This is a genomic window from Dyadobacter tibetensis Y620-1 (assembly GCF_000566685.1).
In the GTDB taxonomy this organism is placed as follows: Bacteria; Bacteroidota; Bacteroidia; order Cytophagales; family Spirosomataceae; genus Dyadobacter; species Dyadobacter tibetensis.
The window spans coordinates 135592-155205 of the sequence record NZ_AZQN01000005.1 but is presented as its reverse complement, the minus strand read 5'-3'; the positions used below and the strand labels follow the sequence as shown (position 1 = coordinate 155205).

10 protein-coding genes and 1 CRISPR repeat array (1 of these 11 only partly in view) are annotated in these 19614 nt (G+C 44.5%); of the genes, 7 read left to right on the top strand and 3 right to left on the bottom strand.

Features of this window, described 5'->3' with window-relative positions; all coding sequences use genetic code 11:
- Window positions 1-4003: direct repeats of the CRISPR family, unit length 37 nt; unit sequence CTTCGAATACCAATTTCCAGATTAGATGGATTGAAAC (it extends 657 nt beyond the left edge of the window).
- A 63-nt stretch (window positions 4004-4066) separates the two neighbouring features.
- Window positions 4067-5050 (bottom strand): 1-acyl-sn-glycerol-3-phosphate acyltransferase, encoded by a 984-nt coding sequence (locus X939_RS0115035; RefSeq protein WP_025764115.1) that lies wholly within the window; start codon window positions 5048-5050, stop codon window positions 4067-4069.
- Window positions 5051-5307: 257 nt separating this feature from the next.
- On the opposite strand from X939_RS0115035, the gene X939_RS0115030 reads away from it, so the two are divergent.
- Window positions 5308-6348 (top strand): hypothetical protein, encoded by a 1041-nt coding sequence (locus X939_RS0115030; RefSeq protein WP_025764114.1) that lies wholly within the window; start codon window positions 5308-5310, stop codon window positions 6346-6348.
- Between the two features lie 33 nt (window positions 6349-6381).
- Window positions 6382-7236, top strand: a complete 855-nt coding sequence (locus X939_RS0115025) for a TIGR01459 family HAD-type hydrolase (RefSeq protein ID WP_025764113.1) — start codon at window positions 6382-6384, stop codon at window positions 7234-7236.
- On the opposite strand, the gene X939_RS0115020 is transcribed toward X939_RS0115025, so the two are convergent.
- On the bottom strand, window positions 7233-7916 hold the full coding sequence (locus X939_RS0115020) for an N-acetylmuramoyl-L-alanine amidase (protein ID WP_025764112.1): 684 nt from the start codon (window positions 7914-7916) through the stop codon (window positions 7233-7235). The two genes, X939_RS0115025 and X939_RS0115020, sit on opposite strands and share 4 nt — an antisense overlap.
- A 267-nt stretch (window positions 7917-8183) precedes the next feature.
- Between X939_RS0115020 and X939_RS0115010 the strand changes: the two genes are divergently transcribed.
- The 5 genes from X939_RS0115010 (at window position 8184) to X939_RS0114985 (ending at window position 17208) form a co-directional block, all read left to right on the top strand.
- Window positions 8184-8795 carry an RNA polymerase sigma factor gene (locus X939_RS0115010; RefSeq protein ID WP_131694764.1) on the top strand — a complete coding sequence of 204 codons (612 nt, stop codon included), beginning with the start codon at window positions 8184-8186 and terminating at the stop codon, window positions 8793-8795.
- A 95-nt stretch (window positions 8796-8890) separates the two neighbouring features.
- On the top strand, window positions 8891-9994 hold the full coding sequence (locus tag X939_RS0115005) for a FecR family protein (protein WP_025764110.1): 1104 nt from the start codon (window positions 8891-8893) through the stop codon (window positions 9992-9994).
- Window positions 9995-10138: 144 nt separating this feature from the next.
- The gene (locus X939_RS0114995; RefSeq protein ID WP_025764109.1) at window positions 10139-13552 is read left to right on the top strand and encodes a TonB-dependent receptor; all 3414 of its coding nucleotides are present in this window, start codon (window positions 10139-10141) and stop codon (window positions 13550-13552) included.
- Between the two features lie 21 nt (window positions 13553-13573).
- Window positions 13574-15418: a RagB/SusD family nutrient uptake outer membrane protein gene (locus X939_RS0114990; RefSeq protein ID WP_025764108.1), complete on the top strand. Its 1845-nt coding sequence runs from the start codon at window positions 13574-13576 to the stop codon at window positions 15416-15418.
- 248 nt (window positions 15419-15666) lie between these two features.
- Window positions 15667-17208 (top strand): YifB family Mg chelatase-like AAA ATPase, encoded by a 1542-nt coding sequence (locus X939_RS0114985; RefSeq protein WP_025764107.1) that lies wholly within the window; start codon window positions 15667-15669, stop codon window positions 17206-17208.
- A gap of 68 nt (window positions 17209-17276) precedes the next feature.
- Here the strand turns inward: X939_RS0114985 and X939_RS0114980 are convergent, their stop codons facing one another.
- Complete coding sequence (locus X939_RS0114980) at window positions 17277-19556, bottom strand: multicopper oxidase domain-containing protein (protein WP_025764106.1); 2280 nt, start codon at window positions 19554-19556, stop codon at window positions 17277-17279.
- Window positions 19557-19614 lie beyond the last annotated feature (58 nt).

Here is a 19614-nt window from a genome sequence, read left to right as displayed (position 1 = left end):
GATAGGACTTCGAATACCAATTTCCAGATTAGATGGATTGAAACGCTATCGTTGATCCACCTTATGGGATTGGGATAGGACTTCGAATACCAATTTCCAGATTAGATGGATTGAAACTGACCTTTCACGCCATTGTCCGCATAACGTGGGTAGCTTCGAATACCAATTTCCAGATTAGATGGATTGAAACAATTTGATTTACATTGTGAAATATCTCAATAGAATTCTTCGAATACCAATTTCCAGATTAGATGGATTGAAACAGGAGGAGTCTATTGGTCAGATAGTAGACCTATTAGGCTTCGAATACCAATTTCCAGATTAGATGGATTGAAACAGCATGAAGGGCCAGAGGTGGCGTTCATCCTCTTTTCCGAGTCTTCGAATACCAATTTCCAGATTAGATGGATTGAAACTAATACATATTGGAATCTATTTCAAGTAGAAGTAGGACTTCGAATACCAATTTCCAGATTAGATGGATTGAAACTGGTTATGAACGCTCGTTAGTAGCTCCGTTTGATGAACTTCGAATACCAATTTCCAGATTAGATGGATTGAAACGTAAGATCGGCCCCTGTAAGATCGGCCTCCGTAATACTTCGAATACCAATTTCCAGATTAGATGGATTGAAACTGGCGTTCTGTGAATTGTTGTTATTAGCGTGCAATAACTTCGAATACCAATTTCCAGATTAGATGGATTGAAACCCGCTATATCCCAATTCTCCCCAACGACTATAGCGAACTTCGAATACCAATTTCCAGATTAGATGGATTGAAACCCGCTATATCCCAATTCTCCCCAACGACTATAGCGAACTTCGAATACCAATTTCCAGATTAGATGGATTGAAACCCGCTATATCCCAATTCTCCCCAACGACTATAGCGAACTTCGAATACCAATTTCCAGATTAGATGGATTGAAACCCGCTATATCCCAATTCTCCCCAACGACTATAGCGAACTTCGAATACCAATTTCCAGATTAGATGGATTGAAACCCGCTATATCCCAATTCTCCCCAACGACTATAGCGAACTTCGAATACCAATTTCCAGATTAGATGGATTGAAACCCGCTATATCCCAATTCTCCCCAACGACTATAGCGAACTTCGAATACCAATTTCCAGATTAGATGGATTGAAACCCGCTATATCCCAATTCTCCCCAACGACTATAGCGAACTTCGAATACCAATTTCCAGATTAGATGGATTGAAACCCGCTATATCCCAATTCTCCCCAACGACTATAGCGAACTTCGAATACCAATTTCCAGATTAGATGGATTGAAACTCTACCGTGGGTGTGCTGGCCAGGTACAGTTTAGCCCTTCGAATACCAATTTCCAGATTAGATGGATTGAAACTGACCTTTCACGCCATTGTCCGCATAACGTGAAGGGCTTCGAATACCAATTTCCAGATTAGATGGATTGAAACACCAACCAGGAATAATGAGCAGAACCGAAAGTAAGGGCTTCGAATACCAATTTCCAGATTAGATGGATTGAAACACCAACCAGGAATAATGAGCAGAACCGAAAGTAAGGGCTTCGAATACCAATTTCCAGATTAGATGGATTGAAACACCAACCAGGAATAATGAGCAGAACCGAAAGTAAGGGCTTCGAATACCAATTTCCAGATTAGATGGATTGAAACAAGTCCTCTATTTCGAAGGCCAAGTAATCCTGTGCCTTCTTCGAATACCAATTTCCAGATTAGATGGATTGAAACGGATTGATGGAGATAGCGACGCTGATAGTCACAATCTTCGAATACCAATTTCCAGATTAGATGGATTGAAACTTGACGCTTCTATGGATGAGCATGATGGAGAAGATGACTTCGAATACCAATTTCCAGATTAGATGGATTGAAACAAGTCCTCTATTTCGAAGGCCAAGTAATCCTGTGCCTTCTTCGAATACCAATTTCCAGATTAGATGGATTGAAACTGGAAAAATACAAAATAGTGCCCGCACATTCGGGCACTTCGAATACCAATTTCCAGATTAGATGGATTGAAACCAGCAATCTGGCGTTTTTCGGAAGGTCTAGCTATGGGCTTCGAATACCAATTTCCAGATTAGATGGATTGAAACTTCCCTAGCTAACTGGATTAATTCACATTGAATTTCTTCGAATACCAATTTCCAGATTAGATGGATTGAAACCCTACCTGTACTACCCTTTTATTTATATGCCGAGATCTTCGAATACCAATTTCCAGATTAGATGGATTGAAACTTCACTAGCGCTCCACGCTTCTCCTGCAGACTCAACTCTTCGAATACCAATTTCCAGATTAGATGGATTGAAACGATTACAGGCCTTTAAGTTGTCGTCGCTGAGGTATACTTCGAATACCAACTTCCAGATTAGATGGATTGAAACTTAGTATTGTTACCGATTTATTGACTGTGCGGCCAGCTTCGAATACCAATTTCCAGATTAGATGGATTGAAACCAGCAATCTGGCGTTTTTCGGAAGGTCTAGCTATGATCTTCGAATACCAATTTCCAGATTAGATGGATTGAAACCAGCAATCTGGCGTTTTTCGGAAGGTCTAGCTATGATCTTCGAATACCAATTTCCAGATTAGATGGATTGAAACAAGTCCTCTATTTCGAAGGCCAAGTAATCCTGTGCCTTCTTCGAATACCAATTTCCAGATTAGATGGATTGAAACAAGTCCTCTATTTCGAAGGCCAAGTAATCCTGTGCCTTCTTCGAATACCAATTTCCAGATTAGATGGATTGAAACCAGCAATCTGGCGTTTTTCGGAAGGTCTAGCTATGATCTTCGAATACCAATTTCCAGATTAGATGGATTGAAACCAAATCGGTTTTTCCGTAATTTTGCGGAATGGATAGATGGATTGAAACTTATATGCGAATTCCAGCATATACAGGCAATCGTCTCCTTCGAATACCAATTTCCAGATTAGATGGATTGAAACCATTAAAAATTCACGATCATGAAAGCGACATTCACACTTCGAATACCAATTTCCAGATTAGATGGATTGAAACACTACTATTTCGAGTATGGCCAGGCAAGAAGATGGTCTTCGAATACCAATTTCCAGATTAGATGGATTGAAACTTATATGCGAATTCCAGCATATACAGGCAATCGTCTCCTTCGAATACCAATTTCCAGATTAGATGGATTGAAACGGGGAATGGGGCGTAATTAAGCCCGGAAACCCGTATTCTTCGAATACCAATTTCCAGATTAGATGGATTGAAACCGTAAAAAAATACATTAAAAAAAATAAGTCTATCTACTTCGAATACCAATTTCCAGATTAGTTGGATTGAAACGAGTCGAAAAGATAAATCTGGTCGACATTGGTTAGAACTTCGAATACCAATTTCCAGATTAGATGGATTGAAACATTCCTTTCATTCTTTTCATCAAGCAATAGCACTAGACTTCAAATACCAATTTCCAGATTAGATGGATTGAAACCCATTCTAGAAAATAAGGTTAGGAGGAGCGTAACACCTTCGAATACCAATTTCCAGATTAGATGGATTGAAACCCATTCTAGAAAATAAGGTTAGGAGGAGCGTAACACCTTCGAATACCAATTTCCAGATTAGATGGATTGAAACCCTGGTACCGGATTCTCACCTGATGATTAATCGTATTCTTCGAATACCAATTTCCAGATTAGATGGATTGAAACGGGGAATGGGGCGTAATTAAGCCCGGAAACCCGTATTCTTCGAATACCAATTTCCAGATTAGATGGATTGAAACGGGGAATGGGGCGTAATTAAGCCCGGAAACCCGTATTCTTCGAATACCAATTTCCAGATTAGATGGATTGAAACGGGGAATGGGGCGTAATTAAGCCCGGAAACCCGTATTCTTCGAATACCAATTTCCAGATTAGATGGATTGAAACCGTAAAAAAATACATTAAAAAAAATAAGTCTATCTACTTCGAATACCAATTTCCAGATTAGATGGATTGAAATATTAGAGAGTTAATAGTTAAAGAATTAGAAATTGTTCTTCAGATTCTGAGCAAGAATGTTTATCTACCGGTACTGTGCCCCCAGCCAAGCCAAAGTCGGCAGGGCTATAAAGGTGGCTAGGGCTGCGGGCCATCCGGCTAGGGCTCCAATCAGGATGGATAGTACCACCACCAGCAAGGGGTATAAATAGACGAGGAAGCCAAAGAGTACCGAATCGTAAAAGACCGAACGGGCGGTAAGCTTGGCCGCTTTTGCCTTAAAGACCCTGTAAAGAGGTGCATGTATGGCCCTGCCCAGGCCCCCCAAAGCCTTTAGAAAACCATTATTACGAGCAGGAGCCGGGCATACTTTATCTAAATACTGGCGTACAGCCGCCTTCTGATCGGCTATGGGTAGGACATTCGGAACGGAGAATATCCCTTCATTCATACGCTCGGTAAGGATTTCATTAAACTCACGAAGCCATTTTTCATATTCTTCTGGACTGGTTTTGATATCGGAGGGAGCGATCTCTGATCCAAAATTCAGCTCTACCCTTTTGCCAGGCCCCCTGAAATGCTCATAATTGAGCCCCGTAGGCACCACTTTCATATCGGGAATTGTATCGGTACCATACCAAACCTCATAAGCCATACGGGCCGTCCCCTTGCCTAGGGGGCGTAAGTTCCACTCGTTCTTACAAATCCCTTCGGAGAACACGACCACAGCTCCTCCCTGCTTGAGGCCTTCGATACTCTCCTGGGTAGTAACGTCATGTTTTTTTACATATTCCCGTCCTTCCGATCCGCGGAAAACGGGAATCAAATTGATTTGTCGCAACCAAAATGCTACAGACGGCTTCCGGAAAACATCGCCTCTGGCGAGGGTATGAATGGGCTGCTGCATGACGGCCCCAATCACCAGGGCGTCGTAAAAAGAGTCGGGGTGGTTAGAAGCGAGCAGATAAGGCTTTCGGGCATCTAGTTTTTTGTGACCGTTGACGGTTAATTTCTTTAAAAATATGGGCAGAGCCAGACGAATCAGGAAACGGGAAATATAATATACCAAAACGAAATCGTTAAATTTTGGAACAAAAATAATTTAAATCTTTCGAAAAGTGATAAATCTTGCTGTCTCCATCTGGTTGGCAGAGGATCAGGCCTAATTTTTTTTAGAATTAATATTAAGGACTTGTCAGCGAACTTGGTAGAGCAAATACTGCTCTAAACTTTTTGTAGACCTACAAAGCCTTACCTTTGTGAGGGACCCTCTAGAGCCGCACAGGTCCTCCAAATACGATTCGTACCAGTAATGTTGATTTTATAATGCGTCTAAAAGATTATCCAGAAATTATCCGTAAAGCCTGGGCCGGTTTCGACTCCTCCATTGATGTCAAACTTGTTGAGGATATCAGTGCCAAGGTATCTACCAATCATGTATTTCGGGTCACCCTAGAAAATGACGATCAGGTGGTAGCGAAACTATCCTATTTCGGTAAGTACGAACATTTCAAAGAAGACCACCGGATTATTCATGCCATGTCCAGCAACCTGCTGTACCCCTTCGAGAATGTCATGGCCAAATCTTTGGTGAAAAACAATCAGGTGTATACCTACCGTTACCAGGAGGATTTTATTGACACCTGGGTAGTGTTTTACAATCCGATTAGGGCCATGAACCGCCTTCCAAAACGCCTTAATGAGAGCCAGATTAGGAGTTTGGGTCAGGAAATGGCCAGGTTCCATAAAGCCTGCTTTCGGGTTAGCAAATCCCTACCCAAATCCTCGAAAAATTTACGTACCGACATCAACCATTTACTGGATATTCTAGAGACGGATACCGGCCAATATGAGCACCGGGGTAATATTCACATCCTGAAGCGGCAGTGTGAAATGTTCTTGAAAAACATTCAAAGGTTGCAGGTAACTTCCTTTGATCTTATGCCTGTTTTTGTGGACTGGAATATTGGTAATTTTTCCGTTACCGACGATCAAAAACTGTTTTCTCGTTGGGATTACGACTGGTTCCGAGTATCTTCGAGGGTAATGGACTTCTACTTTTTCAGTAGGGTGGTGTCCAATGTCGGTGACCGGACGGTGTTTAGCTACCTCATGGGGCCGCTTACCGAAGATCGGTTTATCATTTTCCTTCAGGAGTACCATAAAATATATCCCCTGACAGTCAACGAGGTACTCTTTATGAAGGAAGCGTATCGATTCTTTATATTAAACTATGTTATCAAATACGGAAAATATTTTTTCCACCGGGCTTATTGTACCAAGTTGCAGAAAGAAGCCTATGAGCTGTACTTCCCAGCTATAGATGGTTTCGACGCTGACAAGATTTTAAAAGCCTTAAATTTATAATTCAAACACCAATAACACTCCTTAACGCCGCTTATGCAAATAGACAATTTTAAATCCGTATTAGATAAATATGAAGTTATTTTTTTCGATGCATTTGGTGTATTAAAGAACTATAACGGGCTCATTCCCGGCATTGAAGCTACACTGGATTATCTGAGTGAAACCGGCAAAGATTTTTATGTAGTAACCAACGACGCCTCCCGGGGACCCGAGCAGCTGGCCGAATCCTATTACCGCCTAGGGGTCGACATTATTACGCCGGATAAAATTATCTCTTCGGGGATGCTGGCGCGTGATTTTCTTGAAAATAAAGTGCGAAAGGGCACGGTGGCCTATGTGGGCACCGAAGCCTCGGCAAAATATGTAGAAACGGCCGATCTGCATACCATGTCCATCAGCGATGTAGATCTGGACGACGTCAACCACGTAAATGCCCTGGTATTTCTGGACGATGAAGGGTTCGACTGGAACACGGATCTGACCAAGACATTAAACCTGCTCCGAAAAAGAAATATTCCGGTAATTGTCGCCAATACCGACAAAACTTATCCGGCTTCTCAAAACCGGCTTTCCATTGCTGTTGGGGCCCTGGCCAAGATGATAGAGGATACCATAGGCCGTCAGTTCATCCGTTTTGGCAAGCCCGATCCGCAGATGTTTATCTTTGCTTTTCAGCATATCAAGGATTATCCTAATGTCGACAAGCGCAACATCCTGATGGTGGGCGACACGCTTCACACCGACATATTAGGAGGCAATAAGTTTGGCTTGGATACCGCACTGGTACTCTCTGGCAATACCCAGGGCCAGGATGCAGAGGTGCGCATCCGAAGTACGGGAATCATCCCCACGTATATTTGTACCTCAGCCGCCATTGACGGCGACTAGGCGCCAGGGATTTTTTTTAGCCCCAGATCTTTGGTCTTTTTCCTGAAACGTTTCATAAAACCGACTCCCGGGTCGGTTTTTATCGTTCGGTAGTTATCGTCCACTTCCCGCCAAAGCTCCGTTCCTACGAAAGAAGTATATTCATAATGCCCAATCACATAGTCAATTTCCGGATATTTCTGTTTCAGGTAGCGCACCAGGGCTATGTTTGCCTTGAGCTGCTTACTGGTTAGCGGATTCTTTCCAGAACCAATATTTTCCACCCCTATGGCACAGTAATTCAGGCCGATCACATGTCGGGCGAAGGCCGTATCGGGCATCTGTCGAAAAATGGTACCATCCCGATCGATCAGGAATTGCGAAGAAACATTGAGGGTACTGGCGGAGGAGATACTAGCCCTGGCCCCAGGCAGATGTACCGGATTGAAAGCATCGAAGGACTGCTCTAGGGTAGGAATGGCCGTCCAATGAAGCACAATCATCCGGGGCTTGATATAAGCTGAGTCCTGAATGATGGAATGCCGGTCGCGCATATAGTCCAAGGAGAGCTGCTTCCGCTCTGCATCGAATCGAATGGGCTTCTCCCAAATCCTGAAAATGGGCTGTGCACTGCAAGTGGTATATCCTATCACCAGGGCAATTATAAAATATAAGGAACGTCTGTGAAGGTATAGGGGCATATGTATTTAATATTATTGATTTGGTTATTCATATCAATTCCCTCCAAAGCGGGTATTTTCGGTAGGGAAGGAAAAGAAACTCTACTCAAAATTACTATGAATATTCGGATCAACACCTATAAATATACGTTTGATATTAGTGCCGTTGAGATCGATATTATAAGGATTTAATAGAAAAAAGTAAATATTCTAATCTCCGAACATAGAAGGGATAACTTTGTAATTCTGAACAGTTATACTAGCTTTACCTGAGTTAAAAAAGTGATAGTGAAAGGATCGATAATGATGGGAGATGATTTGACTACATTATGGAAAAATTTTCGAGAAGGCGATCGACAAGCATTCGAACGTCTACTTCAAATTTTCTATGGTCCGCTTTATGAATATGGCTGTCACTTCCAGCCTGACCCCGAGCAACTGCAGGATGCTTTACACAACCTGATGGTTAACCTCTGGGAAAGACGTATGCATTTGAATGCCACATCCAATCTGAAACTTTACCTATTCAAATCGCTGCGTCACCAAATTTTTCGCGAAAAACATGCTGCCTCAATATGGGTGAGCGCCGATAGCGAAGACCAGGAACACCCAATCACGGCCCCGGAAGAGACGGAAAACATAGAAAAGCAAATTATCAGAAATGAATATGACCAGGAGCTGAGTAGCAAAATAAAGTCCACCTTGGTGCATCTCAGCAACCGGCAACAGGAAATACTTCACCTGAAATTTTATGAAGGTCTATCCAATGAAGAAATCTCAGCCCTACTGGGCATCAGCCGACCGGCCGTCGCCAATCTACTATACAATGCCTTAAAAATCTTTCGGCAAAATTGGCAAGCCGATATTTTTATCTTTTTGTCAATTTATTTCTCCATATAACCATCTGATAATCCAGCACTTAAATCTTTTTTCAAAAATATTATCATTTTTTCGATTATTCCAAGGCCCTTTTTCTACTATAATTAAGAAGAAGCATGAAATTGGGCATATCTATGAAGGAATATAAAAATTATACGCTAGAGGACTTCCTAAGCGACTTGGAATTTCAAGAGTGGGTACTCGCCACGGGTTCGCAGCGGTCCAATCTTTGGAATGATATATGCCAACAAGCACCATGGCAAGAGCCTGTTATGTCTGAGGCTCAAAGACTGATTTTAGCCTGGAGGCACACCCCTTCTACACTTTCTGAAGAGACAAAAAACCAAAAAATCCAGGAAATACTTGATGCTACCCGCCTTGGCGGCCGGCAACGATCATGGATGCATCTAGGAAAATGGACTGCCGCAGCCTCCATCATTATCATGATAAGTCTTGGTTATTGGTGGCATCAGCGACCAAAGCTGGAGCCCGCTTCTGCGGCAATCGCACGAATAAATAGGGATCCCCAAGTTCAAAAAATGGTAAATCAAAGCAAGAATAATCAAAAAGTGATATTGCCAGATAGCAGTCGGGTAGAATTGATGCCAGGGGCGCAACTTTCCTATCACCGTGACTTTGAAAACGGAACCCGGAGAGATTTAGAGCTTAAAGGCGAAGCGATCTTCGATGTGACACATGACAGCGCACACCCATTCACGGTATTTACCGGAGCGATCGTCACCCGGGTGCTCGGTACAAGTTTCCGTATCAACTCGGCCTCAGAAGAAATATCAGTAGTGGTGAGCTCGGGGAAAGTAAAGGTGTTCAGAGCGGATGCGGCTACAGAAAACGATGGGGAAATCCTGCTTCCTAATCAAAAGGTGAGCTTTTCTCCCAAGAAAAATGAATTGAGCCGGTCCTTATCCGACGATCCAGGCATACTGACGGACCTTCAAAAGCATCCTAATTTTAATTTTGAAAATACCCCCTTATCCGAAGTGCTGGCCAGGATGGAGAAAGCCTATGGCATCCGTATAGACTATCCTACCGAGGTATTTAGAAATTGTTTTCTAACGGTCCCTCTGAATGGACAATCATTTTATAGCAAACTAGACGTGATCTGCGCGACCATCAAGGCCACTTATACCGTAGATGGCAACGGAGTAAGTATTTCCGGTAAAGGCTGTAATCCTATTGATAACCAAAACCTATCCTTATGACCTAGATTGATACACAAAAAAATCGGCGATGTTCGAGCATCACCGATCCTTATTTTTCTCCCTGAATCTTGGCGGATTTTTTCCTTATTTTCATAAGGACAGGGAAGGCTTTACTCTTTTGAATCTTAAAACCTTAGTAAATTTATGAAAAAAACACTTCCCTGGAACTATTGGATCCAACTAATTATGAAAATTAACGTTTCGCTGATCATGGTCTTTCTCGTCTGCCAGCTTGCGTTCGCAGAGACAGGGTATAGTCAAGAAATGCTCCAGCGTAAAATCACTATCGAGCTAAAAAATGCTGAATTAAAAACCGTTTTAAGTCAACTCTCTCAAAAAGCCAGCGTGCGCTTTTCTTATGTCTCCTCTCTCCTGCCCGACCAGAAAATTTCCATTAAAGCCAAAAATGAGTCGGTAGAAAGCATACTTAACCAGATATTGTCGGGCACACGTATAAGCTACACAGTTGCGGGAGACTTTATTGTTCTGAGGACAGAAAAGGCTATCAAAGGTGCTTCTGAGCCACAATCAAGCCTGCCGACAGATGAGCTTAGCGAACAACCTGGAGCAGCGCCTGCATTCGACAAAATCATAAGTGGACGGATTACCAGCGAGGCTGGAGAAGGTCTGCCGGGAGTTACGGTAAGTGTACGGGGAACCCCCATAGCTACCGCTTCCAATACCGAAGGGTACTATCGTATTATTCTGCCCAATGATATTTCTATATTAACCTTCTCTATGGTAGGATTTGTGGAGCAGGAGATAGAAGTTGGGAAAACCAGTCAGTACAATATAGTGATGAAAGACCGGGTCGACGACCTGAAGGAAGTGGTGGTAGTTGGCTTCGGAACCCAGCGCCGTGCGAGTGTGGTAGGGGCCATTACCACCATAGAGCCTGAAAAGCTTCAGTTAGGCACTTCCCGATCGGTCAGCAATAATCTAGCCGGGCAACTGGCCGGGGTCATTGGGGTACAGCGCTCGGGAGAGCCCGGCTACGATAATGCTAATTTCTGGATCAGGGGTATAAGCACTTTTGGTGGCAATCGTAATCCACTGGTATTGGTAGATGGAATAGAACGATCTTTAAATAACATAGACCCCGAAGAAATCGAGTCCTTTTCTATTCTTAAAGACGCCGCAGCCAGTGCTGTTTATGGAGTACGGGGAGCCAATGGTGTGATATTGGTTAATACGAAGAGGGGGAAAATAGGCAAACCAAAAGTTTCCCTACGACACGAACAAGCCATAACCAAACCAGTAAAACTTCCTTCCTTCGTAGGGGCTGCCAAGTATCTGGAGGTGATGAATAGCATAAGGGAGGAGCGCGGCGAAGCAGGCCTGTTTAGTCAGGAGCGAATCGACCACATACGCAGTCAAAGCGATCCCGACCTCTACCCCGACGTCAACTGGCTGGATGCGATTTCCAAGGATCAGGCTAGTAATATGCGTACCAACCTTACCGTAAGCGGAGGATCCAATATCCTTCGTTATGCCTTTGTAGCCAGCTATTATGGCGAAAAAGGGATTATAGAACGTGACGACTCCCAAAGCTGGAATTCTTCTATGAGCCTGAAGCGATATAATATTCGCTCCAATGTGGACATCGACCTGTCGCCTACCACGCTGATGCGCTTTAATATTGGCGGTTATTTACAAGACCGTAACCGCCCCCCTGTTTCTATTGACTACCTTTTTCAACAAGCCTTTATCACCCCGCCCTATGTGCATCCAATGCGCTATGCCTCTGGAGAAATCCCCAGAACTCCGCAGCGACAAAACCCTTGGGCCCTGGCCACACAAACGGGTTATGAAAGGCATAGTGAAAGTAAAATCGAATCACTATTGTCCCTCGAGCAGGACCTCGCATTTATTACTCCCGGCCTGAAAGCGAGAGGAACATTTTCTTTCGACCGCTTTTCAAATACCTCTGTCACGCGAAGTAAAAGCCCTGACTATTACAATCCAGCCATCGGGCGAGATGAAGAGGGCAATCTTATCCTGTCAATCGAATCGTATGGCCAGGAATTCCTTGGCTATTCCACGGGTTCCGACTGGGGCAATAAGAGTATTTATGCTGAGGGGAATATCTTCTATACCAGGGATTTTGGTAAAAGTACAGTAGAATCCATGCTGCTTTACAACCTACGCCATTATGATGATGGCTCCTCCCTTCCCTTTAGAAACCAAGGGTCGGCAGGAAGGTTTTCCTATTCCTATGACCAGCGTTATGTAGCCGAATTTAATTTTGGATATAATGGTTCTGAAAACTTCGCCAAGGGAAAAAGATATGGTTTTTTTCCTTCTGTAGCTTTAGGTTGGCTCATTTCCGAAGAACCTTTTATGAAACCCTACTCCCATATTTTCACCAAACTAAAAATAAGAGCTTCCTACGGGCTGGTGGGGAACGACCAGCTGGACGGTCGACGCTTTGCCTATATCACTACCATTGGAAACACCGGTGGCTATAGCTGGGGCGTCAATAACGATTACTACCGTGCGGGCCGCCGGGAAGGCGATCAGGGCAATCCAGACCTGACCTGGGAAACGGTGCGGAAAACCAATTTGGGCTTCGAGCTCGGAATCAGCGGAGCCCTGGACTTGCAGGTAGACCTGTTCAAGGAAAACCGAAGCAATATATTTATGCAGCGAAAAAGCATACCCGGATCTAGCGGCTTTATTAATCAGCCCTGGGCAAATTTTGGCAAAGTCCAGAACCAGGGTGTGGACCTTTCGGTGGATTATAGAAAACGCTTTAACCCCGATCTGATGATCGCCCTTAGAGGAACATTTACCTATGCGGTCAATAAAATTATCGAGCAGGATGAAGCCAATGCGATCAAAGGAACGAACCGCTCCAGCACTGGCAAACCCATAGGCCAGATTTTTGGACTCCAGGCCGAAGGGTTATTTACCAATTCCGACTTTATAGATGTGGAAAAGGGTACGCTGGTTGATGGGCTGCCCATACATACCTTTGGCACGGTAAGGCCGGGAGATATTAAGTACCGTGACCTTAACGAAGATGGACGGATCGATGCGCTGGACAATACAGCCATAGGCGGGACCTACGACCCACAGATGGTGTATGGCTTCGGATTCAATGCACGATATAAGGCCTTTGACTTTGGATTCTTCGCCCAGGGTAACGCCCTCACCTACCGCACGATTGGAGGCTCCAATTTCATTCCAGGAAGTGCCAACGGATCCATGGGCAATATGCTTACCAATGTGGACGACCGTTGGACCGTGGCCAACCCCAGACAAGATGTATTTTACCCTCGCTTATCTGATTATCAGAGTGCCAATAATAATCAGACCTCCACTTGGTGGCTTCGGGACATGCGGATGCTCCGGTTAAAAAATATTGAGCTGGGCTATCATGTCGGTAAAAACTGGCTGACAGCCATCAAAATTGAGGGGATAAGAGCATTTGTTAGGGCTAATAACTTGCTTACTGCCTCCCCATTTAAGTTATGGGATCCAGAGGTAGATGCTATCAACGGACTTCGGTATCCTATAATGAAGTCTTTTTCAGTCGGACTTGAGATCAATTTGTAACATCCTAACACCTTGAAAACCATGCAGAATTTCAACTATAAAACCTGCCTTGCCGGCATCCTTATTTTCGCTATGAGTGCCTGCTCCAGTTTTCTGGACAAGATGCCAGAAGACCAGCTCACCCTGGAAATGATATTTCGGGACAAAACACGTACCGAAGACTGGCTGGCGGGGATATATACCAATATCCCCGACCCCTACTGGGGCCACCTGCGCTCTATAGGCTATGACGCCCTGTCGGATGATATGGCTCCCTCCACAGGCTGGGAGCAATTTGGATGGAATATTGTGGCCCGCCAAACGGGAAACTGGAGCCCTTCCAGCAGCTGGGATGCCAATTATTGGGAAGAGCTTCCCCGACGGATTCGGTCGGCCTATATTTTTATTGAGAACGTAAAGCCCAACCAGGCGCAGCTCGTCAGCGAAGAAGAAGTTCAGCTCATGAAATATGAAGCCCGTTTTTTAATAGCCTATTATAATATCCTGCTCATGGAAGCTTATGGTGCCATTCCTTTTCAACAAAAAATTCTGGAGCCAGGAGCGAGTGAAGAAGAATTGATGATTGGTCAAACTCCCTTCGACGAAGTCGTGGCCTGGGCCGATCAGGAATTAAAGACCTTATCAGAAGTCCTGCCAGCCGCGTATACCGACTCCAGAAAATTTGGCCGGGCCACCTCTATCATGTGTTTGGCTGTAAGAGCCCGCCTCTTGCTCTTTGCGGCGAGTCCACTGACCAATGGGAATCCCGACTATGCAGGCTTTGTCAATAATAAAGGCCAAAACCTGTTCAGTACGACCTACGACGCCAGCAAATGGACTCGTGCCATGGAGGCCTGCAGAGAACTGGTGCAAAAAGCAGAGAGCAATGGACATAAGCTCTATCAGGAATATAATCCAGATGGAACCATAGACCCTTTTCTATCTTATCAGAATATGCTCTTTAAACGCGTTACCGATGGGAATACGGAAATTCTTTTTGCGCGTCCAGGAAGCGATTTTACGAGTTACGACCGCCATGCCAACCCCAGGGGAGCTGCTGGCAATGGTGGATTAGGGGTTACACAATCGCTGGTCGACGCATTTTTTATGAAAAATGGACTCCCCATCGATGACCCAAATTCAGGCTACAGTGAAAAAGGGTTTTCCGAAAAAGCTGATATTCGAAATACTCAGTGGGGAGAGGTGCAAGGCAATGGGCAAGTAGCCCTGCCCGGGACCTATAATATGTATGTGAACCGCGAACCAAGGTTTTACATATCAGTGCTTTATAACGGTTCCTGGATCAGAAGGGAAAGCCGCTTAACGAAATTCTATTTCGGTGAGATTGATGGGGGACCCACCCATGACGCACCACAGAATGGCTACCTGGTACGCAAAAAAGTACATCCCGATCATGATCCGAGAAATGGTATCAACCCATACCGTCCTGGCATACTCTACCGGTTAGGGGAAGCATATCTTAATTATGCAGAAGCGCTTAATGAGGTAGACCCCGGCCACCCAGATATATTAAAATACATCAACCTCATCAGAAAACGAGCAGGAATACCCGACTTGAAAGCGGGCATGGCACAGGAGGAAATGCGCAAAGCGATCCGTCGTGAACGACGTGTAGAGTTGAACTGTGAAGGGATCCGATATACCGATATCCGCCGTTGGAAGATAGGTGAGCAGGTGTTGGATGGAGACTTCTGGGGAATGAATTTTTCTGGTACAGAGAAGGATGACCAACTGAGCAACCCCAAAGCGTACTTTAAAAGATCGGTATACCAAAAACGCCTTTTTTCTAAGAAAAACTATTGGTTTCCGGTTCCCCAACGGGAGATTGATAAAAACCCCAATCTGGTCCAGAATCCCTTCTGGTAATGAAGTGCACTATGGTCGGGAAATTCCGGCCATAGTGCGCTTCATTATGTTTTGGCCTGAGCCTCTGCTATATTTTTTAGACAGGTTTTTCACAATCCTTCTTTTCACTGATAGCTGAGCAACCAGGAAAATTCGGGACTTATAGCAATCATTAATTACCATAGTATTTCAGGCAAAAATACCATATGTCTTATTTTTTTAATAGATTAGAATAAAGAAACAGGTAAAACGCCCTAGGGTTCATCAACATGCTCGCAAAAACCTTTGGCAGTGCCGTTTATGGGGTAGATGCAACTATGATCACGATAGAGGTAACGGTAGGCCAGGGCCTGGGTTTCTTTATGGTGGGCCTGGCCGATAGTGCCGTTAAAGAGAGCCAGCAGCGTGTAGAGGCCTCTCTGAAGTATTTCGGCTATAAAATGCCTCGACAAAAGGTAGTAGTAAACCTGGCCCCGGCCGATATCCGTAAAGAAGGATCGGCCTACGACCTTCCTATAGCGCTTTGTATTCTGGAATCCTCAGAACAGTTACAGGCTGTCAATAAGTTAGAAGACTATGTGATTATGGGAGAGCTCTCTCTGGATGGAATATTACGACCTATTAAAGGAGTATTACCCATTGCCATAGAGGTTAGAAAGCAGGGTTTTAAAGGCTTTATTCTCCCGGCCGAGAACGCCCATGAAGCCGCTATTGTCAATAATATCGATGTCATACCGGTCGAAACGCTCCAGGAAGCCATATCCTTTATGAAAGGAACCAGCAGCATTATGCCGCTAACGGTAGACACCCGCGACTTATTTTTTACCACTCAGAACGACTACCCTTCCGATTTTTCACATGTACAAGGCCAGGAAAACATCAAGCGGGCCTTGGAAATCGCCGCTGCCGGAGGGCATAATGTCATTATGATTGGTCCGCCGGGGTCGGGGAAAACGATGCTCGCCAAGCGGATACCTGGCATCCTGCCACCCCTTAGCCTGCCGGAAGCCCTCGAGACCACAAAAATACATTCTGTTGCAGGAAAGCTGGGAAGCCGGGCTACCCTGGTATCGCGCCGCCCATTTCGCTCTCCCCATCATTCTATCAGCGATGCTGCTCTGGTAGGCGGAGGAAGTTACCCCCAACCTGGAGAAATTTCCCTGGCTCATAATGGGGTACTTTTTTTGGATGAACTCCCAGAGTTTAAGCGAACCGTACTGGAAGTGATGCGCCAACCCCTGGAGGAGCGCCGTGTCAGTATCTCCAGGGCTAAAATGGCCGTAGAATTTCCGTCTAATTTCATGCTGATTGCCAGCATGAATCCCTGCCCCTGCGGCTATTACAACCATCCTGAAAAAGAATGTGTTTGTGGGCCAGGTGTAGTCCAGAAATATTTGAATCGAATCAGCGGGCCTCTGCTGGATCGGATAGACTTGCATGTAGAAGTAACCCCGGTTTCCTTTGACCAGATCGCCTCGACACGTAAATCAGAAAGTAGCTCCGAGATCAGGGAAAGGGTTATCAAAGCCAGGGAGCGTCAGACCGAGCGCTTCAAAGAACATAGCGACATTTATTCCAATGCCATGATGCCCCCCGAACTGGTAAAAGAAATTTGTCAGATCAGTGAGGAAGGAATGGCCCTACTTCGGATTGCTATGGAAAGACTGGGGCTCTCGGCCAGAGCATACGACCGCATCTTGAAGGTTTCTCGGACTATTGCCGACTTGGCCGAAAGCGAAGACATCAAAGTAGAACACCTTTCGGAAGCTATACAGTACCGGAGTCTGGACCGGGAAAACTGGGCTGGCTAGTAGCGAACTAGAAGACTCTGCCCAATCCACAGCCTTTTGCCGCTGACAGGAAAATAGGTTCTTCTATGTTAATAATTAAGCGTTAATCCCATACCAAACCCCATATCGCTGTCATAATGAGCAGTCACGCCGGCATTTTTAGTAAAAATATATTTAAGTGCCGCCATATATTCCTTATCGGTATTCACCATTAGGTTCATTCGCAGGCGAGGAGACACCGGAATATCCATTCTTTCCAGTTGAAAACGGAAAATACCATCGGTAAATACTTCCGCCTGGGCCTGTACCAGCATGGGCAACATATAGTTTACCCCTACGCTCAAAACAGATCGTTTGTCCTTGGTGCTCCTCTGGCCAAACATATTCGTCTCTTGAACATCCGGATTTATTTTTCGATAGCGCCAGTCGAAGCCAATAAAGGGCATTAACCACTGCATCTTACCTATATAGCGCCCGATATGAGTTTCTACCTCGTAACCATGATGGTCGTGATAACCCAGCCTCCATTCCGTTCCCAGGCTCCATCGGGTATTCTGAATCATGGCCTCTCCATCATTCCCATTGGTGGCAAAATCATTTTCGGCCATGAAATGGAATGCCCGGTCGTCAGCGAATAACCGTCGCTGAGCCAGCTTTGGGTTAGATATCTCTGGATTGGGAGGCGAATTTTCGTAGGAAAATATTCTTCCCATCCCGCTCATCATATGATAAAGAATATGGCAATGAAAAAACCAGTCCCCACTCTCGGTAGCTGCGAACTCTAATGTGTCGGTTTCCATTGGCATGATATCTACAACATTTTTAAGAGGGGAATATTTCCCTTGGCCATTTATCACCCGGAAGTCATGACCATGGAGGTGCATGGGGTGACGCATCATAGAATTATTATATAGGATCATCCTCACCTTCTCTCCCTTTTTTATAAGAATTTTATCTGTTTCTGAAATCACTTTATTGTCCATGCTCCATACATATCGGTTCATATTACCCGTTAGTACGAACCGAAGCTCTTTAACTGGGAGGTCTGCCGGTAGCGACGTTTCCACCGTCGATTTTAGCATAGCATAGTTCAGCGTTGTAATCGAAGACATGGCATTGCTATTGTACCGATTATGACTGGAATGATCCATTTTCATAGAGTCCTCATCTTCCTTTTTTATTCCCGTCCTGGCTTTGCCTCCTTTTTCTTTTGCAGTACCGGTGATCTCTGGATACATCACTACATTCATATCCATCTGATTCAGGCTCATATTCATGCCCATGTCATCTAGATTCCCGTTCAATTTCATCATACCATTCATCATTTTCATCCCCTCGAAATACTTTAGTCTCGGCATGGGTGAAGCCAACTGTCGTATACCTTCTCCGAGATATAAGGAGGCAGATTTAGTTCGATCCTCAGAGGTTACAAGAAACTCGTAAGCGACCGAAGGAGCTCCTGGCTCGACCTCGGGTATGCTCAGCACAACATCGTAAGTTTCCGAGACTGCTATCAAAAGCCTATCTACTTCAACGGGGGCCACCTCGTTGCCATCGCTGGCTGTCACGGTCATTTTCCCCCCAGCATATTTGAGCCAAAAGTAGGTAGAAGCCCCTCCATTCGATATCCTTAAGCGAACCTTGTCTCCAGGCTTAAACTGCGCCAGTTGGCTCTCGTTTTTTCCATTGATCAGAAATTGGTCGTAATAGACATCACTTACATCCATCGCTGTCATTCGTTTAAACTCATTAGCTACTTTCGTCTTAAAATAGCCTTGCTTAATCGCTTCTGAATAGCTTTGCGTGCTTCCTTTTTCAATGGCGAACCAGTCGCTGGCATTATGCAGCATCCGATGCACATTCTTAGGGTTCATATCCGTCCACTCACTCAAGATAACCGGTACAGTGGGAATATCAGGCTCTTGCTTTTTATTCAAAATCATAGATCCATACATCCCTATTTGCTCTTGTAAACCGCTATGACTATGATACCAATGAGTGCCATTCTGAACGATTGCAAATCGATACAAATGGGTTGTATGGGGTTTGATAGGCATCTGAGTAAGATAGGGCACCCCGTCATATTGGTTAGGCAAAAACAATCCATGCCAATGCAGGGCGGTTTCTTCATTAAGCTCATTATGCACGTAGATCTCTGCCGTATCACCCTCGGTAAAAGTAAGTGTGGGCATGGGAATTTGGCCATTTACCGCAATAGCCCGTTTAGGCTTTCCAGTAAAATTGACCGTTGTGTCTTTCACATACAGATCGTAGCGAACGACTTTTTGGGCGTAGCCTGTTATAGAAACAAAAAACATTATAAAGACACTATAAACAGTGACGGTGAAACGGGTATATCCAAATCTCATAGAATCATGGCATTAAAATATTAGGATAAATATGCTGTTCCTTATTTCAAAACTGGAA